Source organism: Sporosarcina sp. P7, from assembly GCF_002743425.1.
In the GTDB taxonomy this organism is placed as follows: domain Bacteria; phylum Bacillota; class Bacilli; order Bacillales_A; family Planococcaceae; genus Sporosarcina.
In genome coordinates this window covers 72,506-93,694 of sequence record NZ_PDZF01000001.1, presented here as the reverse complement: position 1 = coordinate 93,694, position 21,189 = coordinate 72,506, and the positions used below count along the sequence as shown (strand labels likewise).

Annotated in this window: 18 protein-coding genes; 12 read left to right on the top strand and 6 right to left on the bottom strand. The window is 39.4% G+C overall.

Going from position 1 to position 21,189, the window contains the following annotated elements:
* Nucleotides 1-109: 109 nt before the first annotated feature.
* From CSV60_RS00465 to CSV60_RS00445, 5 genes are all read left to right on the top strand, one after another.
* Entirely contained in the window at nt 110-1,600 is a 1,491-nt protein-coding gene (locus CSV60_RS00465; RefSeq protein WP_099635701.1) for a UDP-N-acetylmuramoyl-L-alanyl-D-glutamate--2,6-diaminopimelate ligase, read from the top strand.
* A 114-nt stretch (nt 1,601-1,714) separates the two neighbouring features.
* A complete protein-coding gene (locus tag CSV60_RS00460; RefSeq protein WP_099632399.1) occupies nt 1,715-3,292 on the top strand; it encodes a peptide chain release factor 3 in 1,578 nt (525 codons plus the stop codon).
* 191 nt (nt 3,293-3,483) lie between these two features.
* Nucleotides 3,484-6,645 carry an efflux RND transporter permease subunit gene (locus CSV60_RS00455; RefSeq protein WP_099635700.1) on the top strand — a complete coding sequence of 1,054 codons (3,162 nt, stop codon included), beginning with the start codon at nt 3,484-3,486 and terminating at the stop codon, nt 6,643-6,645.
* Nucleotides 6,646-7,081: 436 nt separating this feature from the next.
* Nucleotides 7,082-7,846, top strand: a complete 765-nt coding sequence (locus tag CSV60_RS00450; protein WP_099632397.1) for a TerC family protein — start codon at nt 7,082-7,084, stop codon at nt 7,844-7,846.
* Between the two features lie 163 nt (nt 7,847-8,009).
* Nucleotides 8,010-9,359, top strand: a complete 1,350-nt coding sequence (locus CSV60_RS00445) for a TrkH family potassium uptake protein (protein ID WP_099632396.1) — start codon at nt 8,010-8,012, stop codon at nt 9,357-9,359.
* Nucleotides 9,360-9,408: 49 nt separating this feature from the next.
* Here the strand turns inward: CSV60_RS00445 and CSV60_RS00440 are convergent, their stop codons facing one another.
* Nucleotides 9,409-11,163: a B12-binding domain-containing radical SAM protein gene (locus CSV60_RS00440; RefSeq protein WP_099635699.1), complete on the bottom strand. Its 1,755-nt coding sequence runs from the start codon at nt 11,161-11,163 to the stop codon at nt 9,409-9,411.
* A gap of 180 nt (nt 11,164-11,343) precedes the next feature.
* On the opposite strand from CSV60_RS00440, the gene CSV60_RS00435 reads away from it, so the two are divergent.
* Nucleotides 11,344-12,717, top strand: a complete 1,374-nt coding sequence (locus tag CSV60_RS00435; RefSeq protein ID WP_158233140.1) for an ATP-binding protein — start codon at nt 11,344-11,346, stop codon at nt 12,715-12,717.
* A gap of 69 nt (nt 12,718-12,786) precedes the next feature.
* Here the strand turns inward: CSV60_RS00435 and CSV60_RS00430 are convergent, their stop codons facing one another.
* A complete protein-coding gene (locus CSV60_RS00430) occupies nt 12,787-13,434 on the bottom strand; it encodes a hypothetical protein (RefSeq protein WP_099635697.1) in 648 nt (215 codons plus the stop codon).
* 21 nt (nt 13,435-13,455) lie between these two features.
* Nucleotides 13,456-13,686, bottom strand: a complete 231-nt coding sequence (locus CSV60_RS00425; RefSeq protein WP_099632392.1) for a YkvS family protein — start codon at nt 13,684-13,686, stop codon at nt 13,456-13,458.
* A 237-nt stretch (nt 13,687-13,923) separates the two neighbouring features.
* On the opposite strand from CSV60_RS00425, the gene CSV60_RS00420 reads away from it, so the two are divergent.
* The 6 genes from CSV60_RS00420 (at nt 13,924) to CSV60_RS00395 (ending at nt 18,554) form a co-directional block, all read left to right on the top strand.
* A complete protein-coding gene (locus CSV60_RS00420) occupies nt 13,924-14,082 on the top strand; it encodes an aspartyl-phosphate phosphatase Spo0E family protein (RefSeq protein WP_099632391.1) in 159 nt (52 codons plus the stop codon).
* Between the two features lie 188 nt (nt 14,083-14,270).
* The gene (locus CSV60_RS00415; RefSeq protein ID WP_099635696.1) at nt 14,271-15,140 is read left to right on the top strand and encodes an NAD(P)-dependent oxidoreductase; all 870 of its coding nucleotides are present in this window, start codon (nt 14,271-14,273) and stop codon (nt 15,138-15,140) included.
* A gap of 154 nt (nt 15,141-15,294) precedes the next feature.
* Nucleotides 15,295-15,525, top strand: a complete 231-nt coding sequence (locus tag CSV60_RS00410; protein WP_099632389.1) for a hypothetical protein — start codon at nt 15,295-15,297, stop codon at nt 15,523-15,525.
* Nucleotides 15,526-15,661: 136 nt separating this feature from the next.
* Nucleotides 15,662-16,099, top strand: a complete 438-nt coding sequence (gene cbpB / locus CSV60_RS00405) for a cyclic-di-AMP-binding protein CbpB (protein ID WP_099632388.1) — start codon at nt 15,662-15,664, stop codon at nt 16,097-16,099.
* 141 nt (nt 16,100-16,240) lie between these two features.
* Entirely contained in the window at nt 16,241-17,680 is a 1,440-nt protein-coding gene (locus CSV60_RS00400; RefSeq protein WP_199173195.1) for an MDR family MFS transporter, read from the top strand.
* On the top strand, nt 17,667-18,554 hold the full coding sequence (locus tag CSV60_RS00395) for a transcriptional regulator CcpC (protein WP_099632386.1): 888 nt from the start codon (nt 17,667-17,669) through the stop codon (nt 18,552-18,554). Before CSV60_RS00400 ends, CSV60_RS00395 begins: the two co-directional genes overlap by 14 nt.
* A gap of 95 nt (nt 18,555-18,649) precedes the next feature.
* On the opposite strand, the gene CSV60_RS00390 is transcribed toward CSV60_RS00395, so the two are convergent.
* The 3 genes from CSV60_RS00390 to CSV60_RS00380 all read right to left on the bottom strand — a co-directional run bounded on the left by CSV60_RS00390 (nt 18,650) and on the right by CSV60_RS00380 (nt 21,069).
* Nucleotides 18,650-19,840, bottom strand: coding sequence for an MFS transporter (locus CSV60_RS00390; RefSeq protein WP_099635695.1), 1,191 nt, complete (start codon nt 19,838-19,840; stop codon nt 18,650-18,652).
* Nucleotides 19,841-19,979: 139 nt separating this feature from the next.
* The gene (locus tag CSV60_RS00385) at nt 19,980-20,435 is read right to left on the bottom strand and encodes a TlpA family protein disulfide reductase (RefSeq protein ID WP_099635694.1); all 456 of its coding nucleotides are present in this window, start codon (nt 20,433-20,435) and stop codon (nt 19,980-19,982) included.
* Between the two features lie 91 nt (nt 20,436-20,526).
* Nucleotides 20,527-21,069 (bottom strand): peroxiredoxin, encoded by a 543-nt coding sequence (locus tag CSV60_RS00380; protein WP_099632383.1) that lies wholly within the window; start codon nt 21,067-21,069, stop codon nt 20,527-20,529.
* Between the last annotated feature and the right edge of the window lie 120 nt (nt 21,070-21,189).

The following is a 21,189-nucleotide window of genomic DNA, read 5'->3' as shown; positions in this document are numbered from 1 at the left end:
ATACATTCTATAACACTTCATTTTCCAGAATAAAAAACCTTTTTGAATTACTATTCGCCTTTTTGTTATACTTACACGAGTTATTCACCAACGTATTGGAGGAGACCAAATGAACACGAAAGATTTACTATCTGTACTACCTGTAAAAACAATTAAAGGAACATTACCTGAAAATATAACAGACGTAGCGGTCGACTCAAGAGCTGTTCAAGACGGAGGGGTATTTGTTTGTCTAAAAGGTTATACAGTGAATGGTCATCACTTCGTCAAGAGTGCATTATTGAGTGGCGCACGTGTTATTATCGCATCAGAGCCTATCATAATAGATGAAGACCGTACAGCGGTCGTCTATGTCGAAAACACATCAAAAGCGATTGAGCTATTGGCATCTAAGTACTATCAGTATCCTTCGAAGCGGATGAAAATGATCGGTGTTACTGGAACTAATGGAAAAACGAGTGTCGGCAACATCATTCATGACATGCTACGACAGAATGATGAAAAAACAGCTGTTTCTGGTACGATTGGTTTTAAATTAAATGACATCCTCTATGAAACGGAAAATACAACGACTGATGTTTTGACTACTCAGCAGATGATTGCGCAAGCAGCAAATGAAGGTTGCGAATCAATGATCATGGAAGTGTCTTCACACGGATTAGTTGAAGGACGATTGGCAGGAACGGAATTTGATATCGCGATCTTCACTAACTTAACGCATGATCATTTGGATTATCACAAAACGATGGAGAATTACAGTGCGGCGAAAGGTTTACTGTTTGCACAATTGGGTCAGCAACTTGATCAACAAAAGTATGCAATCATCAATGCTGATGATCCATGGAGCAGTAAGATGATCGAAATGACATCGTTCCCAATTTACACATACGGTATTCATGTGAAGTCTTCATTCCAAGCAACAGCGATTGAAATGCAGTCGAACTTTACGAAATTCCAATTGCATGCTCCAGATGGAACGTTCCCCGTTACGATGCCGTTGATTGGAGAGTTTAACGTCTATAATTCGTTGGCCGCAATTGCAGCGTTATATGCGAAAGGAATGGCGACAGAAGATATTTTACCGCTACTGGCGAATGTATCGACAGTGAAAGGCCGTCTTGAAAAAGTGGAAACATCTTTACCACTGACTATTTTCATCGATTATGCACATTCGCCGGATGCGATTGAAAAAGCGATTGCTACAGTGCAACCTTTAAAAAAGGAAGGCAACCGTCTATTATTCTTAATAGGAACGGGAGGCAATCGTGATCGTCTTAAGCGCCCAATCATGGGAGAAAAAGCGGCAGCGGCAGATTATGTTGTCTTTACGACAGATGATCCACGAGACGAGCCATACGAGTCGATCTTATCGGAACTTAGTGCCACTATGCCGCATAACCAGTACGCATGTATAGGGGATAGAGAAGAAGCAGTGCGTCATACTATTGAGCAAGCAAATGCGGGAGACATCATTATATTTGCTGGAAAAGGTCACGAAGATTTTCAAATTATCGGCAATACGAAATATGCGCATTCGGATGCAAACATTGCACTTGAGGAAGCAACCAAAAAGTTCGGCGACACACCCATCAATAAGTGAAGTACAGTTTGGAATTGAGAGTTTATAGTTTTTTAGTCAATTCAATGAAAACCATTGAAATGCATTCCTATTCTCTCTATGATAGAAAACGTAAGCAAAAGGAGAGTACAATGGATGCAAAAAAATAGACATGATGAAATCACATCGCGGCGAACGTTTGCGATTATTTCTCACCCCGATGCCGGTAAAACGACAATTACTGAAAAGTTACTATATTTTGGCGGAGCGATTCGTGATGCTGGTACAGTTAAAGGAAAGAAATCAGGAAAGTTCGCTACTTCTGACTGGATGGAAATTGAAAAACAACGTGGAATATCTGTCACTTCTTCCGTTTTACAATTTGACTATGCAGGCAAACGTGTCAATATTTTGGATACACCCGGACACGAAGACTTCAGTGAAGATACGTATAGAACGTTAATGGCAGTGGATGCTGCCGTCATGATGGTTGATTCAGCAAAAGGAATCGAGCCACAGACCATTAAATTATTTAAAGTATGTAAAATGCGCGGAATTCCTATCTTCACATTCATTAATAAAATGGATCGCCAAGGTAAAGAGCCTTTGGAGCTAATGGAAGAACTAGAAGAAGTGTTGGAAATCCAATCTTATGCAATGAATTGGCCAATTGGTATGGGGAAAGAGTTCCTAGGCATTTACGATCGTTTCAATGAACGTATAGAGCTAGCGCGTCCGAATGCAGACGAGGAACGTTTCCTTCCAATCGACGAAGACGGTGAGCTTGCAGTAGAACACTCCATGAAAGAGACTTCTTACTATAAGCAAGCACTAGAAGATGTCATGCTATTAAATGAAGCTGGGAACGACTTTGATGAAGAACGTATCGCTAAAGGCGATTTGACACCTGTATTCTTCGGTAGTGCGTTGACTAATTTTGGTGTTCAGACATTTTTAGAAACATTTTTACAATTCGCACCTGAGCCTCAACCTAGGTTAACGAAAGATGCTGAATTTGTAGATCCTGAGTCTGAAGTTTTTTCAGGCTTTATCTTTAAAATTCAGGCTAACATGAATCCTGCACATCGGGATCGGATTGCATTTGTTCGAATCGTTTCTGGTGAATTTGAGCGTGGCATGACGGTAACGGTTCCGCGTCTTTCTAAAAACTTCAAGTTAACGCAAACGACTCAATTCCTTGCAGATGACCGCGAAACTGTCAATCAGGCAGTAGCAGGCGATATTATTGGGTTATATGACACAGGTAACTACCAAATTGGTGACACGGTCATCAGTGGTAAAGCAAACTTTCAATTTGAGGCGCTTCCACAATTTACTCCCGAGCTTTTTGTTAGAGTAAATGCTAAAAACGTCATGAAATCCAAACAGTTCCACAAAGGAATCTTACAGCTTGTGCAGGAAGGAGCTATTCAGTATTACAAAACATTGCATACGGAAGAAGTCATTCTCGGTGCAGTGGGGCAGCTTCAATTCGAAGTTTTCGAACATCGTATGAGAGCGGAATACCATGTGGAAGTCCAGATGGAGACAATGGGATCCAAAGTAGCGCGCTGGATTGAAAACGAAGAAGATGTAAAAGAGACCATGGCAGGACAACGTGCATTACTCGTAAAAGATCGATATGATCACAAAGTTTTCTTGTTTGAAAACAATTTTGCGATGCGTTGGTTCCAAGATAAATACCCGGATATCAAACTGTATAACCAATTATAAATTGTAAAATATACGGCCCGGACGGATTCATTGTAATCCGTCCGGGTTATTTGTTAAAATTGTGAATAATTTTTGTGTGTATTCGTTATGATTCGAGCAAATATCGGTGAAAGTACGCTATTCAGGTGGTATGGTGGAAAGATGAAAAGGTTTCTCCAGCTGGAGCGCTGAGAAAAGAGAGGAATAGATCAATGAAGATTAGTAGTTTTTCGGTCAAACGACCCGTTTTTACGTTAGTCACTATGTTTCTTGTCATTATTTTAGGTGCAGTATCCTTCTTTAAAATTCCTGTTACATTAATTCCTGATCTAAATCCGCCGGTAGCGGTAGTGGTGACGAATTATCCGGGTGCTTCACCAACGGAAGTAAGTGAGAAAATCACTAAACCGTTGGAAGAAAGTTTATCGACAGCTCCTGGCTTAAAGTCGATGCAGTCTTCTTCTCGAGAAGGAGCCAACTTAGTATTCTTACAATTTGACTGGGATTCTTCGATTGACGACGTCCAAATGGATATCCTCCAACGGATTGATCAAGTAGAAATGCCTGACGGAGCTAATAAACCACGTTTCATGAAGTTTGATCCCTCTCAATTCCCGGTCATCCAATTATCTTTACGCTCCGTCGATCAAGACACGAATATACGGAAGATTGCAGAGGAGCTAGAGAAAGAATTACGCCGTATTGAAGGTGTAGCCAGTGTCAACGTGTCAGGTAAAATCATTGAAGACGTTCAGGTTATTTTAGATCCTGATAAACTAAAAGAATTTAGTTTAACGCAATCCGATGTCGTGCAAGCAATACAAGCTAGTAATGTATCTATGCCAGGAGATCCGATTGACACGAGTGATGGTAGAAAGTTAACTACAAGAATCTTAAGTACTGTACAAAATATCTCGGATGTACGAGGTATCCAAATAGGCGCTAATCCTCAGACAGGTGACAAAATCAAAGTCTCTGACGTGGCGGATGTTGCTTTGTTGGAGCCGGAAGTACAGACAGAAACACGAGCCAATGATGAGCAAGCTGTATTATTGTCTGTACTTCAAGAATCAGGAGCAAATACTGCAACTGTATCTAAAGAGTTTAAAAAATCATTGGATAAGTTATTGGAGAAAGACGCATACAAAGATATTGAATCTGATGTGATGTTTGATCAAGGGGACTATGTACAGATCGCCATTGGCAATATCGGTCAGTCATTAATTCTTGGTGGTTTGTTCGCTATGCTCGTATTATTTGTTTTCTTACGTGGAATTAAGAGTCCCATCATCATTGGAGTAGCAATTCCATATTCGGTTATTGTAACATTTGTTCTCATGTATTTCGCAGACTTCTCGTTAAACATCATGACACTCGGTGCACTTGCTCTAGGGATTGGGATGTTAGTTGATAATGCCATTGTCGTAATAGAAAATATTGAGCGTCATTTAGCAATGGGGAAAACACCAACAGAAGCAGCGAAAGATGGTTCTAAGGAAGTGGGCGGGGCGATAACCGCGTCTACGTTAACTACCCTAGCTGTTTTTGTACCGATTATTTTCATTACGGGAATCATTGGTCAAATCTTCACGGAGTTCGCATTAACGATTTCATTTAGTTTATTTGCGTCGTTAGTTGTTGCATTGACTGTCGTGCCTATGCTTGCGAGCCGTTTGTTGAAAACACCTGATGAAGAAACACTCGAGAAAAAGAATCGTGTGAAGAAAAATCAGAGATTCGAAAAATCCGTCAAGTGGGCTTTAGGTCATCGTCTACTCGTGTTACTACTCACAACCGCTTTACTAGTAGGAAGCGTATTCGGAATTCTAAAAGTAGGAACGGAATTCCTGCCTGCTACGGATGAAGGATCTTTCAGCGTCAATGTAAAGTTACCAAATGGTGCTTCACTCGATGCGACAAACGATGTAGTAAAACGAATTGAAGAAGAAATGAAGAAACAAGACGACGTGGAAGTGTATGTCAGTTTAGTCGGCGGAACTCAGCAAAGTATGGCCCAAGGTGGATCAGAAAGCAATATGGCAGAAGTGTATGTAAAACTGATCCCACTAGAAGACCGTGACCGCTCCGTCTTTGAATTTGTAGACAAAGTACAACCAGTCGTAGAAGATGAAATCGGCGATGAGGCAGAAATCAGTTTCAACATGCAGACTGCTGCTGGCTCGAGTCCAAACACCTTATCATTCTCCTTACATGATACGAATGAGGAACGGTTAGGAAAAGCGGTATCAAAGCTTGATGAGAAATTGAGTGAAATGGATACTGTAACTGACGTCAAAAATGATTTGGTAGATACGGTAGAGGAAATAAAAATTGAAGTGGATCGTGACAAAGCTTCAGATGTCGGATTGGCTCCATATCAAATAGCGCAAACGGTTAGTGACGTTACGCGAGGTGTCTTTGCTTCACAAATCGTCTTTGAGAAAACAGGCGAAGTAGTTGGAGTGAACGTTAGCTATGATGAACGTTTCCGCAATAGTGTAGATAAGTTAAAGGAATTGGAATTAAAAACACCGCTGGATACGTTTGTTAAATTGAAGGACATAGCGGATGTGGAAATCGCAGAAGGTCCTGCAACGATTGTACGTGTAGATCAAGCACATTCAGTCGCATTTACTGTGAAATATCTATCCAGTGAATCATTGGGAGATATGACGAAAAAGGTGAATGATATTGTAGAGGACCTCGATCTACCAAGTGAAGTAGAACTTTCATACGGGGGAGATCGCGAGTTATTTGAAAATGCGATTAACGATATGTTATTGGCGATAATACTGGCAGTGATATTGGTATATATCGTAATGGCTGCACAGTTCGAATCGTTTAAATATCCATTCGTTATCATGTTCTCTGTACCTCTTATGTTAATCGGTGTAGCCTTAGCGTTATTCTTCACGAATACACCAGTTAGTGTAACAGCAGTCATAGGTCTTCTCATATTGGTTGGGATTGTGGTCAACAACGGAATTGTGTTAGTTGATTACATCAATCAGCGTAAAGAGGCAGGACTTAGTTCGTATGATGCCATCATGTCGTCTGTACGTGACCGTGTGCGTCCAATCCTCATGACAGCCCTCACAACTATATTGGGCTTACTACCGTTAGCGCTAGGCCTCGGTGAAGGTTCGGAGTTGAACCAACCGATGGGGATTGCAGTAATTGGCGGATTGATCAGTTCCACGTTCTTGACATTGTATATTGTTCCCATCATTTACAGTTTGTTGGATCGGGAGACGCGTCGAGGTAGGAATACGCCGAAGAGAGAACACGCTGTAACGGAAGATCAGCCTGTTAAGATAACGGAAACTGTAACCGTGACAGTAACGGAAACTGTAACGGTTAGAGAAACCAAATAATGCATACTGCCGGCAAATGGTACTTTTCGTTTGTCGGCTTTTTTTGTTATATTGAATAAATCATGTCAAGGAAAAGTATAGTGGTAGGAGTAAACTATACAATGGACAGTACCCACGCGATACGCTTACATCTACATCAAAATAGTTATGCATACTAAATTGAATAGCTCTACAGGCATCGCCTAAATCATTTGCAAATCAAAGTTATCATGTTATAATACTTTAAAAGTATCCGATAACTTAATAACTTTTGACGCAATGTCAAGGGGGAGTAGCTATAGGGAAACCTATTTCATAATCGTCAATACGTGACCGCCACAATGGTCATCGGTTATGATAGCTGGATTTTGAACGTAAAATTCCAACTTAGCGAGACCTTTGCCTAATTATTAGGTGAGGGTCTTTTTTATTTTGTAGAAAATAAGGAGGCATTATGTTGGATCCGATTTTATTAGAATATGCATGGGTACTCCTAGTGTTAATTGTACTCGAGGGCCTATTAGCGACAGACAACGCGGTAGTAATGGCAGTAATGGTAAAGCACTTACCGAAACTCCAACAAAAGAAAGCATTATTTTATGGTTTGCTAGGGGCATTCGTCTTTAGATTCACTGCACTATTTATGATTACGTTTTTAGTGAAGTTCTGGGAGATACAAGCAATCGGTGCCATTTACTTATTGTTTATATCCGGTAAAAATATATACGATAAAGTGACCCATAAGCCAGAAGGGCATCCGAATAAGAAACCTAAAAAACAATCCGGTTTCTGGATGACTGTGTTGAAAGTGGAACTGGCAGATATTGCGTTCGCTTTGGACTCTATGCTTGCGGCTGTTGCGCTTGCCGTAACATTGCCTGAGTTAGGTAACTTCCATATCGGTGGCATTAATGGTGGGCAGTTCGCTGTAATGTTGCTAGGTGGTATGATTGGTTTGGTCATGATTCGATTTGCAGCGAAACAATTTGTGGTAATGCTTGAAAAGTATCCAACCTTGGAAACTGCAGCATTCTTAATTGTCGGATGGGTAGGTGTAAAGCTAGTTGTATTAACGCTGGCACACCCTGCGCTTCTCATCATTCCAGAAGCATTCCCACACTCTACAATGTGGAAAACAACATTCTGGGTTGTGTTATTAATCTTAGCTATCGGCGGATATCTACTGGCCGTTGCCAAATCTAAAGTGAAAGCTAACAGATAATACGAAAGCAGTCTCTTCCATGTGAACGGAAGGGACTGCTTTTTTGTTGCCTCAGTTTAGAAGTGTATAAAGAGTGTAATGTTCTATATATAGCTATCTTTTCATTAAGGGATTTGATAAAGTAGGAAAATGAAGTTTCCGTTATGAAAGGAATTTGAAAAAGATGAGGCTTTCCAGGGAAGTTTTTCATAAGTTTACCCCAGCACAGATTATCGCCTTCTACTACTTTTTGGCAATTGCATCTTCTTTTGTCTTGTTAAACTTGCCGGGTGTCTATAAACCGGGCGTGAAGGTGGCCTTTATAGATAGTTTATTTACGGCTGTGAGCGCCGTCAGCGTAACGGGCTTGTCTTCTATTAGTATCGGAGAAACGTACTCTGTATTTGGTATTTGCATGATCATGCTCGTCCTTCAGCTCGGTGGTATTGGCATCATGTCATTAGGAACATTTTTCTGGCTACTTGTAAAGAAAAGAATTGGCATGAGAGAGCGGCAACTGATTATGGTGGACACGAATCAGTACACATTACAAGGTGTCGTTCAATTAATACGTCACATCATCCAAATTATCGTAGCCATTGAGATTATTGGCGGTGGTATTTTAACACTATATATTTATCGTTCTTACAATTCATTTAGTGAAGCGTTGTTGAATGGCATGTTCATGGCGGTGTCTGCAACTACGAATGCGGGTTTTGACATTACGGGTTCATCGATGATACCGTATCATGATGATTACTTCGTGCAACTTATACTAATGATATTAATTATTTTAGGTGCTATTGGCTTTCCGGTTCTGATTGAAGTGAAGAGCTTCTTTTCGAAAAAAGTGCCGCATTTTCGCTTCTCCCTTTTCACTAAGATTACGACCGCGACATTCGGTATTCTGTTACTCGCAGGTACATTCACTATTTGGGTGTTGGAATCATTGAATTCATTTAAAGGAATGAGCTGGCATCAGCAATTTTTCACGGCGTTATTCCATTCAGTTTCTGCACGATCGGCGGGTCTTGTGACGTATGACGTAACGCAATTTAGTGAAGCAACAGATATTTTTGTCAGTGCGCTCATGTTCATTGGTGCTTCGCCCAGTTCAGTAGGTGGCGGTATCCGCACGACGACCTTTGCTATTGCGCTATTATTTCTCATTAACTTTGCGAAGGGGAATGACGTTATACACGTTTTTAAACGCCAAATTAAACTAATTGACGTATTCCGATCGTATGCAGTCATCCTCGTAGCGTGCTTTATGGTGTTGGCGGCATTATTGTTGCTATTACTTACGGAGCCTGGAATACCTGTAATCCCGTTGTTATTTGAAATCACATCCGCTTTCGGAACGTGTGGCATGTCACTTGGTATTACAAGTGATTTATCAGTGTTCGGTAAAGTGATTATTATGGTGCTAATGTTTATCGGTCGAGTAGGTTTGATATCGTTCATCTATACGATAGGTGGCAAATCGAATAAAACACCTTATCATTACCCAAAAGAGCGTGTAATTATTGGTTAATAGGAAATATAAAACCGCAGCAAGCGAATTTTCGCATGCTGCGGTTTTATTATAGATAAACGGTGTCTAGTGCTTGTTCAGACAGATGGTAGTGCTGTGCTTCTTTACCTGGTGTGTATTGGACAATCAGATAACCGGGATCTTTTATTACGGATAGATCTTCTTTTAATTTAGCAGAGGTCTTTGTGATGAAAACTTGCTTTCGAATCGTTCGTTCAGTGTAATCCATTGACTCAAACGTATCACCAAGCAAATGTGGGGAACGTAAGAGTAATTGATAGACCTCTTTTAACTCTTCTTCAGGCACACCAGAATTCCACCAGATCTTTCTTGGCAAAAACTTTTGATGAAGTAAATAGTCCATCTTCAATAGACTTTCTGCTATAGAAGTATCGATTTTCAATACTTCTTCTAGGAAGCGTTCCAAGCGAGTGAATAAGTCTTCGAACTGATGACCGATTCGTGACCAACCTTGCTTCTCCCAAAATGCTCCGAATAATTGGAAGAAGTCAAATGGTGTATCGACCAATTCTGTGACAATATACTCCATAGAGTGTATAAATCGACCTGAATTCCAATATTTCTCGAGAATGTCTTCTGTTTGTTTAATCTTCAGCATATCATCAAAGGACAGGACATTATTTGATACAATTTCATAAGGGGCGGTGTCGATGTAACGATAACCATATTGCTCTGCCTGGATACGTAAACCAGTTCCGCGTAGTAGCTTCAAAAAGCCTAACTGTAATTCTTCAGGTCGTAAAGCAAACACTTCGTTGAACGTATCACGGAAAGATGCATAATCTTCTTCAGGAAGTCCAGCAATCAAATCAAGGTGCTGAGCAATTTTTCCACCTTCTTTTACCATAGTGACCGTTCGCGATAACTTAGTGAAATTTTGTCTTCTTTTAACCAATTCATTGGTTAGGTCATTGGTAGATTGGACACCAATTTCAAATCTAAATAGGCCTTTGGGTGCATTGTCATTTAAAAACTGAATCACTTCTGGTCGCATGATATCACCGGTGATCTCGAATTGAAAGACGGTTCCAGGCAAATGTTCATCTATAAGAAACTGGAACATTTCCATTGCATAACTTCTACTAATATTGAATGTACGGTCGACAAATTTAATCGTTTTTGCGCCATGTTGCATCAAGTAGCGAATGTCTTCTTTTATGGTCTCTCGATTAAAGTATCGAACACCCACTTCGATTGAAGAAAGGCAGAATTGACAAGAGAATGGACAGCCGCGACTTGTTTCGATATACATTACACGATTTGTGAGATGCGGAATATCCTCCGGAAAACGAAAAGGGGAGGGTAGTTCCCGAAGATCCAATTTAGGACCTGGAGCTGTAATCTTTAATTTTCCTTCTGTACGATAGGCAATACCCTGTACAGAAGAAAGATCAGTTTGTCCATCGACTGCTCGAAGTATATCCTTAAACGTCTTTTCGCCTTCTCCTATCGCAATAATATCAATTTCCGGTACTCTTTTTAACCACTGATCATAGTCATACGTTACTTCAGGTCCACCACAAACTATAATGGTTTTAGGACTTGTCAGTTTCAGCATACGAATTACTTTTATAGTTTCTTCTATATTCCAAATATATACGCTAAAACCTACGACGTCTGGAGAATGTTGATATAGCTCCGAAACGATAGAGAGCGTTGGATCATGAATGGTAAATTCAGCTAGTTCACAATGAAATTCAGGTGCTGCATAAGCTTTCAAATAGCGAATTGCAATATTGGTATGTATATATTTAGCGTTTAATGTAGATAAAATGATGCTCATGACAAAACTCCTAATCTCAAAATAATATAAGTAGTTGAAAATAACAAAATAGACTATAAGCCTATGTGAACAAGTACGTCATTATGGCATAATAAGAATCAATCAGAATTTACTTCCAAACGAGAAAAAAATTACAAGTAAGTAATTGATAGTTGCTACTTTATGGGGGGGACTGCTACAGTGTTAAACACACTAGATATCAATCGTTATCTAGAAAGTTCACTTTTTAAAATCGTCTTAGATGAAGAGGGCGATATACTTAATATGACGGAAGCTGTTAAATTACTTATGCCTAAAGATTTCATACCACACCATATATCTGAAATATTTGATCATAGTTTGTTGGAACAAATAGAGAAGCGATTGTTTCTGATGAAAACAGAAACGATAGCCGATCAAACTGTATTGACTGGTCATCTAATTATGCCGAATAACAATCGTGAACCTTGTCATATTATATACCAACAATATAGCAGTAGGGCCCTTTTAACAATAAAAATTGGTGAACAAAATCATAAATTGCATCAACTTTATGAAAGTGCCTATTTAACGGCGACTATACCAATGGCGCTAGTGAATGAATCGGGGTATATCATTTCAACCAATGATTTATTTTCAGAAATATTCCCAGATCAAAATCCTAGTGAACTGTTACATCTACAAGATCTTTTTAATTTAATGGTTCCAACCTCTTCTTTTTCTTTTGAAGAATATATTTTAAAAGCTCTAACACAAGGATCTTCGACAGTGAAAATGTCTTACACATTTAAGGAAATACAGCGTTACCAAGACGTTAGTTTGAAACTGGATTGTAAAACACAAATGTTTATTTTACGAATTGAAGATATTACCGAACGAGAACGTCTATTTGAGCAACTAGCGCACTCCGATCAATTAAGCACGACTGGAGAAATTGCTGCAAGCATTGCACATGAAGTACGCAATCCGATGACAACATTACAAGGGTTCCTTCAACTATTGGAACACGAAGTAACTGGAAATGCCCAAATGTATGTAAACGTCATTCAAGATGAAGTCAAACGCATGAATGAAATATTGAACGAAATGCTCGCATTATCAAAACCAGCGGTTGACGAAATCACTGTATTTTCATTATCCGTTTTAATAGAAGACGTACTTATATTGCTTCGCCCTAAAGCATTGTTGGATCAAGTTCATTTAGTAAATGAATTTAATGCTACCGGGTCATTATTAATTAAAGCCAATCCTAACCGTATTAAACAAGTATTCATAAATCTTCTTAAAAATGCAATGGAAGCGATGAGTACAAATGATACGTTGTCTGTCTTGATAAGCGAAGGTGATCAGCAGAATGTAGATATCTTTATATCCGACACAGGGAGTGGAATGGAAAAAGAGATGCTTGAAAATTTATTCTTGCCATTTATTACAAACAAACCAGGAGGAACTGGTTTGGGACTTCCATTTGTTAAGAAAACCGTTCAAGAGTATGGTGGATCTATATCCGTTACTAGTGAGGTCGGTAAAGGAACAGTTTTCCATTTATCTTTCCCACAAATTTTCGTATCGTGATCAGAATCATTGAAAGTCCATATAGAAGAGGCCAATCCTATAAGGATAGGCCTTTTCTATATGGATATATCACTTGATTGTAGCTGCCATATTCTTAAAGTCTGTTATATGTTCGTTGTCTTCTTGAGCGTAAATGGTTACACGGATTAACTTGTCTTCACGTTCGATGACATAGCCTGTAAAATATCCTTCAGAAGAATCTACTACAGCACCCTTAACAGACAGAATATCATCAGCTTGTGGAAGATCTGTTTGCTCTGTTATCTCAACAGGTGTTCCACTGTTACTTGAAGCCGTCAACAATTCTTCCATATTTTCATAGAGTTCATCAAAAGTATAGGATTCCTCGTCTTTAGGCATAGTTTCGATTCGCATGAATATTTCGCCGTCTTCTTCTAGATATAGACTATCTCTACCTGGTTCTTCACTTGTAAGTTTATATCCAGGGAGTACCTTCATCGAGTAATCTTGTTCATCGCTTGTTGTTTCCACAGCATTTTTCATTGCATTGTCGACTGTTCCTACTTCAGTGTCTGTTTCATTTTTTGCTTCATTGTTGGAAGAAGTGCTATCTTCCACATCTGTTACGGGAGCAGCAGGTTCTTCGATAGCATTACCTGTTGTATCCTTTTCCGGATCTGCATCAGATGTTCCGCATGCAGCAAGCATGATAGAGGCCGTCAGTGAAGTGAAAATAATACGCCATTTGTTGTTCATATGGTACCTCTCCTTCTTATACTATTCTATTCTATTGGACGGATCACAGCGAGGAATGTTTCCTTCTTGCGAACTACTACTCAAAATGATATAACGTTTATGATTGATGACTGTTTTCTCCTGCATGACCGATTCATCGAAGTCTTTCATATACGTTAAGTCTACAATTACAGAGTTTTCGTTCACCTTTTCCACAATTCCTTGTAAGCCTTCCTTGAATTCTATAATATCACCTATTTCTGCAATCGTCATTCTAACCATCCTTTCTTCAATCATCATGTACTTTAAGCGAAACAATGAATCATACTATTGGGAATTCCTTTATAGTTTGCCTTATAATCTTCAAAACGTAAAGTCTTATTTCTAGAAATCAAGAAAATATACATATGTAAATAATGTCGTAAAATGTCGATGCTATTTCGGTTTAATAAAATTAAATTGTTGGTATATTAAAGAATAGAGTAATTATAGACGGAAGGTGTGCAACTAGTGCATAAATGCAATGTAGAAATTGAACGTGTAAGAAAACAACTAATCCAAGTCGCAGAAAAATATGGTATGAACGCTGAGGACACCATTGAACTTAGTCGTAAATTAGATGTATTGATTAATGAATTCAACGAGAAAAAAGAAACACAATCACCTTGAATTAATACCAAATTGAATGTTTAACTTAAAATAAAAGTGGGAACAATATAAATGAACACAGCAACATTCTCATTTCCCCCTTTTGTGGACCAATCTTGTATTGGTCCTCTTTTTTATGTCTGCTCAATTGTAAAAATATTTGAACTTCTGTACGATGGACATAAACATATATCATGAGGAGTGGGAATATGCAAAAAGAAAAAATTTCATTTATTGGTACAGGTGTGATGGGTTCTAGTATTATTAAGCATTTGCTTAACGCATCTTATGAAGTAACCGTATACACTAGAACGAAAACAAAGGCGGAACCATTGATGGCTTTAGGAGCTAAATGGGCTGATCACGTGGCTGAAGCTATTAAAGATGCGGACATTATTTTCACGATGATTGGCATGCCAGCCGACGTGGAGGAAGTGTATTTTTCCCGTCAAGGTATATTTGCAAACAGTCGCCCTTCTCAGACTGTAGTGGATATGACAACTTCAAGTCCAGAGCTAGCCGTTGCCATTGCAGAAAAGGCTGCATCACTACAAATGAATGCACTTGATGCACCTGTATCTGGTGGAGATATAGGCGCTCAAAATGGCACACTTTCTATCATGTGTGGGGGTCAAAAAGATTTATTTGAAGAGCTGTTACCAGTTATGTCTGTTTTCGGCAAACAAATTGTCTATCAAGGACAAGCGGGAGCTGGGCAACACGCCAAAATGTGCAATCAAATTACTGTCGCTGGAAATATGATAGGAGCATGCGAAGCGATTGCATACGCTATGAAGTCAGGTCTTGATCCGGACACCATGTTACAATCCGTCACTTCGGGTGCAGCGAATTCCTTTAGTTTATCAGATCTGGGTCCCAGAATTATTAACGAGAATTATGAACCCGGATTTTATGTAAAACATTTTGTAAAGGATCTAAATATTGCCTTACAGGAAACAGAAAGAATGAATCTGAAATTGCCAGGATTGCAGCTAGCTCGCGATATGTATACGGAATTACTCGCTAACGGTTATGGGGAAAAAGGAACACAAGTTTTGATTAAAAAGTATATAGAGTGAAATATAAGCAAATCATAGGAGCTTCTTAATATATGTCGTCTAAAGAATCCAAACGAACAAATTGCGAATGATTTATTGAATGTTAGGTATGCATACTTACTCACTTATTGCACATGCTCTTGCATATAGTATGTGCGAAAAGGAGGGAGTTATGATGTGGGATATTTGGTTGTGGCCTATGGTGTTTGTAACCGTCATTATGCTAGGGATCGGAATAGCTGGAGTAGGAAAAATGAGTCGTGCATTCCAGTTAAATGAAAAGGATCGTATACCGAATGTTGTAGCGAAGCATCCATTTACAATGAATCCATTACTGTGGATTATCATTATCGCTTCAGTTTTTATCTTTATCATCATTTTTTATTACTGGGCCTCTTTCTATTAAAGAAAGAGGTTTTTTGTTTTGTGAATCCGCTTTCTTTTGAGGTGAGAGATGGATTTTTGTGGTATGATGGATGGGAAGCAGTGAACGGACTTTTAGGTAAATGTATGTAGATGAAGAACAGAAGGAGCGATCACCTATGGTTTCTATAAACAATAAAGATTTTCTTACCGCACCCATCGTAGACCAAATTATTTCTTCGGAAAAAGTTGCTCACGTGCAAATTGGCAATAACGCAGAGCATGCGCTACTTGTTTTGACGAAGACTGGCTATTCCGCGATCCCTGTACTGGATAATCAGTATCATTTGAAAGGGCTCCTTGGGATTGGGATGATTACAGATTCCATTTTGGGCATGGAACGCATTGAATATGAGAGATTAGAAGATATAAAAGTAGATGAAATTATGGATACGAATCTACCAACGATTCGTGTTAATGACCGTTTTCAACGTGCTGTCGATCTATTGATTGATCATCCATTTCTCTGCGTTACAGAAGAGGATGGAACATTTGCAGGTATTATTACACGACGTGTGATTATGAAAGAGTTTAAAAAATATATTTACAATGTATAATGTATGGATGTAGATAAAACAGTGAAGCGAATATATCGGTAAAATATAAAAGGACTCCGATAAAGGGGTCTTTTTCTAATAGATGGAGTTGAAATAGCTGTGCGTAAAGAAACTAATCGGCCCTTTGTACTTGCTGCTGTTATGCTCGCTATGTTTGTGGGAGCAGTTGAAGCGACTATTGTTACCACTGCCATGCCGACGATCGCTTCCGAATTAGGTGGATTTTCACGATATAGTTGGATATTCTCATCTTATTTATTAATGAGTACCGTGACGGTCTTGATTTATGGAAAGTTAGCCGATTTATTTGGTCGAAAACCGATTTTTTTTATGGGCTTAACCATTTTTTTAATTGGTTCCATACTTTGTGGATTTGCCATCACAATGGAGCAATTAATTGTCTATCGTCTCATACAAGGTTTGGGAGCAGGAGCTGTTATGCCAATTGCGACTACAATTATTGGCGATATTTATTCAACGGAAGAACGTGCGAAAATACAGGGGTATTTGTCGAGTGTGTGGGGCGTTTCTGCAGTTTCGGGCCCTGTCATTGGCGGATTCCTTGTACAGTACGTAAGCTGGCAATATATATTTTGGGTGAACGTACCGCTCGGATTACTTTCAATGGGTGTCATTTATTTCTTTTTATATGAACCAAAAGAAACACAAAAAGCTTCTGTAGATTACAAAGGTGCTTTTTTTCTAACATCTGCTTTGGCGACCATCTTAATCTGGCTAGTAGAGGGAGGTCAAGGATTTGGACGTCTTTCAGCTTTTGGTATAGCATTGATCGTAGTTTCAGGGATTTCATTTTGGTTATTTTTTAGACAAGAAAAGTTGGCGAAAGATCCACTTATTTCTTTTGGCATATGGAAAAACCCTGTTATTTTATATGCGAATCTCGTCTCGTTGACGACTGGAGTTATTTTAATAGGGGTTTCTTCTTATTTACCTACTTACGTATCTGGAGTCATGGAACAACCAGCGATCATAGCAGGTTTCACATTAACTGCCATGTCAATTGGTTGGCCTTTAGCTTCCTCGTTGGCAGGGCACTTACTCATACGATTCGGTCCATTTCTCGTATCGTTTGCAGGTGGTGTGTCCCTTGTGATTGGCACCATGATGTTTGTCTTCATGAACGCGACGCTAGGGCCGGTATGGGCAGGGTGTTCAAGTTTCTTCATAGGTGTCGGAATGGGGCTGACCAATACATCCTTTATTGTGACGATTCAAGGAGCTGTGCCGCGCGTACAAAGAGGCTCGGCTACCGCAGCTAATATGTTCATGAAGAATTTTGGCAATACGATTGGTGCTGCTGTGTTTGGTGCCATTTTGAACGCTACACTCATTACCTATTTTGCCAAAGAAAAATTGCCCTACACGATTGATGATGTAAATACATTGTTAACCGAAGATGGTCGTTCGATGATTGCATCACAAGAGCTAATCAGTTTACAAAATGGTTTGGATAGTTCGTTGCACGGGGTGTATATTGCGATTGCCGTATTTGCAGTCATCAGCTTATTGTTGATTTTACGAATTCCACGAGGGAAGGTGCAAGATCATGTCAACAATTGAGTTGGATATCATCAAAGCTTTGGCTGAAGAAGGTAATATGCGCAAAGCGTCAGAGCGCCTTCATTTGTCTCAGCCTGCTTTGTCACAGCGCCTCCAGACGATTGAAAAAGAATGGGGCATGCAATTGTTCATACGTTCGCAAAAAGGGTTGGAACCGACACCCGCAGGCGAACACGTCATCAGCTATGCGAAGGAAGCATTGGCGAAGAAAGATGAGACGATGGAATTGATTGCCTCACTCGAAGATAAAGTACATGGAACATTGAAAATTGCTTGTGCCTCTATAATCGGTCAAACTTGGTTGCCCCAAGTATTGAAAGACTATGTAGCACTTTACCCCGACGCTAAAATTTCATTGATGACAGGATGGAGTTCAGAAATCTCCAAAGCATTGTATGAAGGGGAAGCGCATATTGGTATTGTTAGAGGGCAAACAGACTGGAAAAGTAATCGCGTCTATTTATTTCGTGATCAGCTCTATCTAGTAGATTCTGAAATCTCTACAATTGATGAATTAAAAGACACGAACCGTCACTTCATTCAGTATAAAAGTGATTCAAACTATTACATGGAAATCCAGCGCTGGTGGAATAAGCACTTCAATCAAAATCCAAGCCGTCAAATCGTAGTGGATCAAATTGAAATGTGCAAGCAACTCGCGTTGAAAGGTATAGGTTATGCCATACTGCCTTCTATCACATTGTCAGGCGATGAAAAAGTCAATCTGATCCCGTTGCTCAATAGCGAAGAAGAGTTTGAGCTGACACGTGATACATGGCTGATTGGCTATAGTTCTACTTTTGAATTGAAGCAAGTGAAGGCATTTGTAGATATCGTGCAGGAGTATGCGAAGTTATTAAGAAAAGATCATTAAAAAAGAACTTCCATTCAGTTTGGAGGTTGCTTGAATGAAGACAACCTCTATTACTACTAGAGATTGTCTTCATTTTTTACTATCACGACACTGTGTTATGGAGTTCTCGCAGATTCAATAAGTGGCTTGTTGTTTCTAGCCCAGTATAAAGCGAGAATATAGCAGAGTAAGAGAATGATTGTGCCGACTATATAGGGAGACTCCATATTCCAATCGAATATATATCCAGCTGTAGCGGGTCCAATCATGTTTCCTAGACTCATATAAGCATTCATCATACCGGCTGCGTAACCTTGTTCTTTACCGGCTAGTTTCGAAACTAAGGTGTTGACTGCTGGTCGCAATAATGAAGTGGCGGTTGAGAAGATCGTTGACACCAAGAGAATAGTGAAGAATGTATTCACGAATAAAATGCCTAACATTGCGAAAGCAGCTAAGACTAAATTGACTAAAATAATACGCATTTCGCCAAAACGTTTGAACAAACGATCGATGACAAATGTCTGGATGATGACACCTACAAATCCGCCGACTGTAATAATGACAGCGATTTGAGCAGGCGTATAGTTATACTTATGATCCACATATAACGAGATGGTGGATTGGAAATTGGCTAATCCGAATGAAAATACAAACATGACAATCAGCATAATGAAATAAGAAGTTTGTGTAGATCTACGCATTTGTTGGAAGATGTTTTCGTTCATTGTGCTTCCTTGCAGTACAGGCTTAGGGTTAGGTAGAAGCAATAAGGACACGATCGCCGCTAGAATAGACGCGGATGCAGCGAAATAAAATGGGAAATATAAGCTGATTTTAGATAAAAAACCGCCAATTCCAGGACCAATCATAAAACCTAAAGACATTGAAGCGCCAAGTAATCCCATTCCGCGACCGCGGGTTTGAGTGGATGTAATATCCGCTACAAATGCCATAGTAGGCGGAATAATAAAGGCGGCACCTAAGCCGGAAAAGAATCGTGCGAGATAGAGCATCCATAGTTCAGTTGATAAACTAAAAGCTAATTGAGAAAGTCCGTAGATAATTAAGCCGAAAATAATAATGCTTTTTCTGCCATATTTGTCTGAAAGATTTCCTGCAATCGGAGAGAAGATAAATTGTGCAAATGAGAACATGGCAATCAATAGGCCGAGTGCGCGTCCTGCGACTCCGAAAGTACCTAAGAATTCAGGCATAATGGGGATGATCAAGCCGACACCAGCCATTGCGATGAACATGTTGAACATTAAAATATAAAGTGCGATTTTTGTAGGTATTTTGTTCATTCGGCAGCTCGCTTTCTAAAAACTTTTTACTAATCGTATCATAAATAAATTGGCAATGTCTGTCTCGTGCTTGCTATAGGGTTTTATGACGAGAAGGCAGAAAAAAACGACTCCTTTTAGAAAAGAGTCGATGGTACAATTAATCTTCTTTCTTCATTTCATCTAGCACACGATTTACGCGTTTTTCTAGCATTTTCATACCACTTCCGCCAGCTTGGAAATGGCGTAATTGACCATCTTTGTCAAAGACGTAGTAGGAAGGGACATATTGGTTTTCAAATGCATCGTTTAACTTCAATTCGCTATCAACGAAAATAGGTTGTGTAATATCATGCTCAGCTGCTACTTCCTTGATTTGTTCCAAATCGACATCGTCTTCTGAACGAGGCATATGGACGGCTACCACATTTAGTTCCTCTTTGTATTGATCTCTGAAATTGTTTACATCCGGCATCGCTTCTTTGCACATGTGACAACTTACAGACCAGAAGTGGATCAGTGTCGGTTTTTCTCCAACAAGTTCTGATTTAGAAGTTTCACCATTCAACCAAGTAGTAGCACCTTGAAGTTCAGGCATTTGCTCACGTAATTTCATCAAGAATTCCTCCTAGCTAAGTGGGTGTATATAGTATGTGATAAAAAAATCCCCACGATTAGTGTAACGCGTGGGGATGGTTGTCCAAAAATTAAAGAGTTTTTTGACCTGGACGCCAGTTTGCTGGGCAAAGACCGCCAGTTTGTAGTGCCTGTAGTACACGAAGAGTCTCGTCCACGTCACGACCGATGTTGTTATGGAATACTGTCTGATACTGAAGTTCGCCTTCAGGGTTGATGATATAAAGGCCGCGTAATGCAATACCTTCTTCTTCGATCAATACACCGTAGTCGCGTGAAACAGAGTGGTTAGTATCTGCTGCTAGTGGATATTTTAGTTGTTCAAGACCATTGTCTTTACGATCAGTGTTGATCCAAGCAAGGTGAGTGTGGATAGTATCAGTAGAAACCCCGATTACTTCTGCATCCAAGTCTTCGAACTCATCGTAACGATCCGACATTGCAGTGATTTCTGTTGGACATACAAAAGTGAAGTCCATTGGATAGAAGAAAAGAACTGTCCATTTGTCGTTCTTCATGTTTTCTTGTAAACTAACTTTACCGAAAGATTTGTCAGCTAGTACTGCTTCCATTGTGAAATCTGGAGCTTGTTTACCTACCATACGCTCAGCCATTATATATAACCTCCAATTAGTCTTTTGTACAACAACATGACTGTCTTGCACAATTATAATTAGAATAACAAAAATTCATATAAAATTCAATTAGAATGACTCGAAGATAATAATAGTTAT

Coding starts and splice junctions, on each gene's coding strand:
- CSV60_RS00465 (WP_099635701.1), top strand. CDS start 110: ATGAACACGAAAGATTTACTATCTGTACTACCTGTAAAAACAATTAAA.
- CSV60_RS00460 (WP_099632399.1), top strand. CDS start 1,715: ATGCAAAAAAATAGACATGATGAAATCACATCGCGGCGAACGTTTGCG.
- CSV60_RS00455 (WP_099635700.1), top strand. CDS start 3,484: ATGAAGATTAGTAGTTTTTCGGTCAAACGACCCGTTTTTACGTTAGTC.
- CSV60_RS00445 (WP_099632396.1), top strand. CDS start 8,010: ATGAGGCTTTCCAGGGAAGTTTTTCATAAGTTTACCCCAGCACAGATT.
- CSV60_RS00440 (WP_099635699.1), bottom strand. CDS start 11,163: ATGAGCATCATTTTATCTACATTAAACGCTAAATATATACATACCAAT.
- CSV60_RS00430 (WP_099635697.1), bottom strand. CDS start 13,434: ATGAACAACAAATGGCGTATTATTTTCACTTCACTGACGGCCTCTATC.
- CSV60_RS00425 (WP_099632392.1), bottom strand. CDS start 13,686: ATGACGATTGCAGAAATAGGTGATATTATAGAATTCAAGGAAGGCTTA.
- CSV60_RS00415 (WP_099635696.1), top strand. CDS start 14,271: ATGCAAAAAGAAAAAATTTCATTTATTGGTACAGGTGTGATGGGTTCT.
- CSV60_RS00410 (WP_099632389.1), top strand. CDS start 15,295: ATGTGGGATATTTGGTTGTGGCCTATGGTGTTTGTAACCGTCATTATG.
- cbpB (WP_099632388.1), top strand. CDS start 15,662: ATGGTTTCTATAAACAATAAAGATTTTCTTACCGCACCCATCGTAGAC.
- CSV60_RS00400 (WP_199173195.1), top strand. CDS start 16,241: ATGCTCGCTATGTTTGTGGGAGCAGTTGAAGCGACTATTGTTACCACT.
- CSV60_RS00395 (WP_099632386.1), top strand. CDS start 17,667: ATGTCAACAATTGAGTTGGATATCATCAAAGCTTTGGCTGAAGAAGGT.
- CSV60_RS00390 (WP_099635695.1), bottom strand. CDS start 19,840: ATGAACAAAATACCTACAAAAATCGCACTTTATATTTTAATGTTCAAC.
- CSV60_RS00385 (WP_099635694.1), bottom strand. CDS start 20,435: ATGAAATTACGTGAGCAAATGCCTGAACTTCAAGGTGCTACTACTTGG.
- CSV60_RS00380 (WP_099632383.1), bottom strand. CDS start 21,069: ATGGCTGAGCGTATGGTAGGTAAACAAGCTCCAGATTTCACAATGGAA.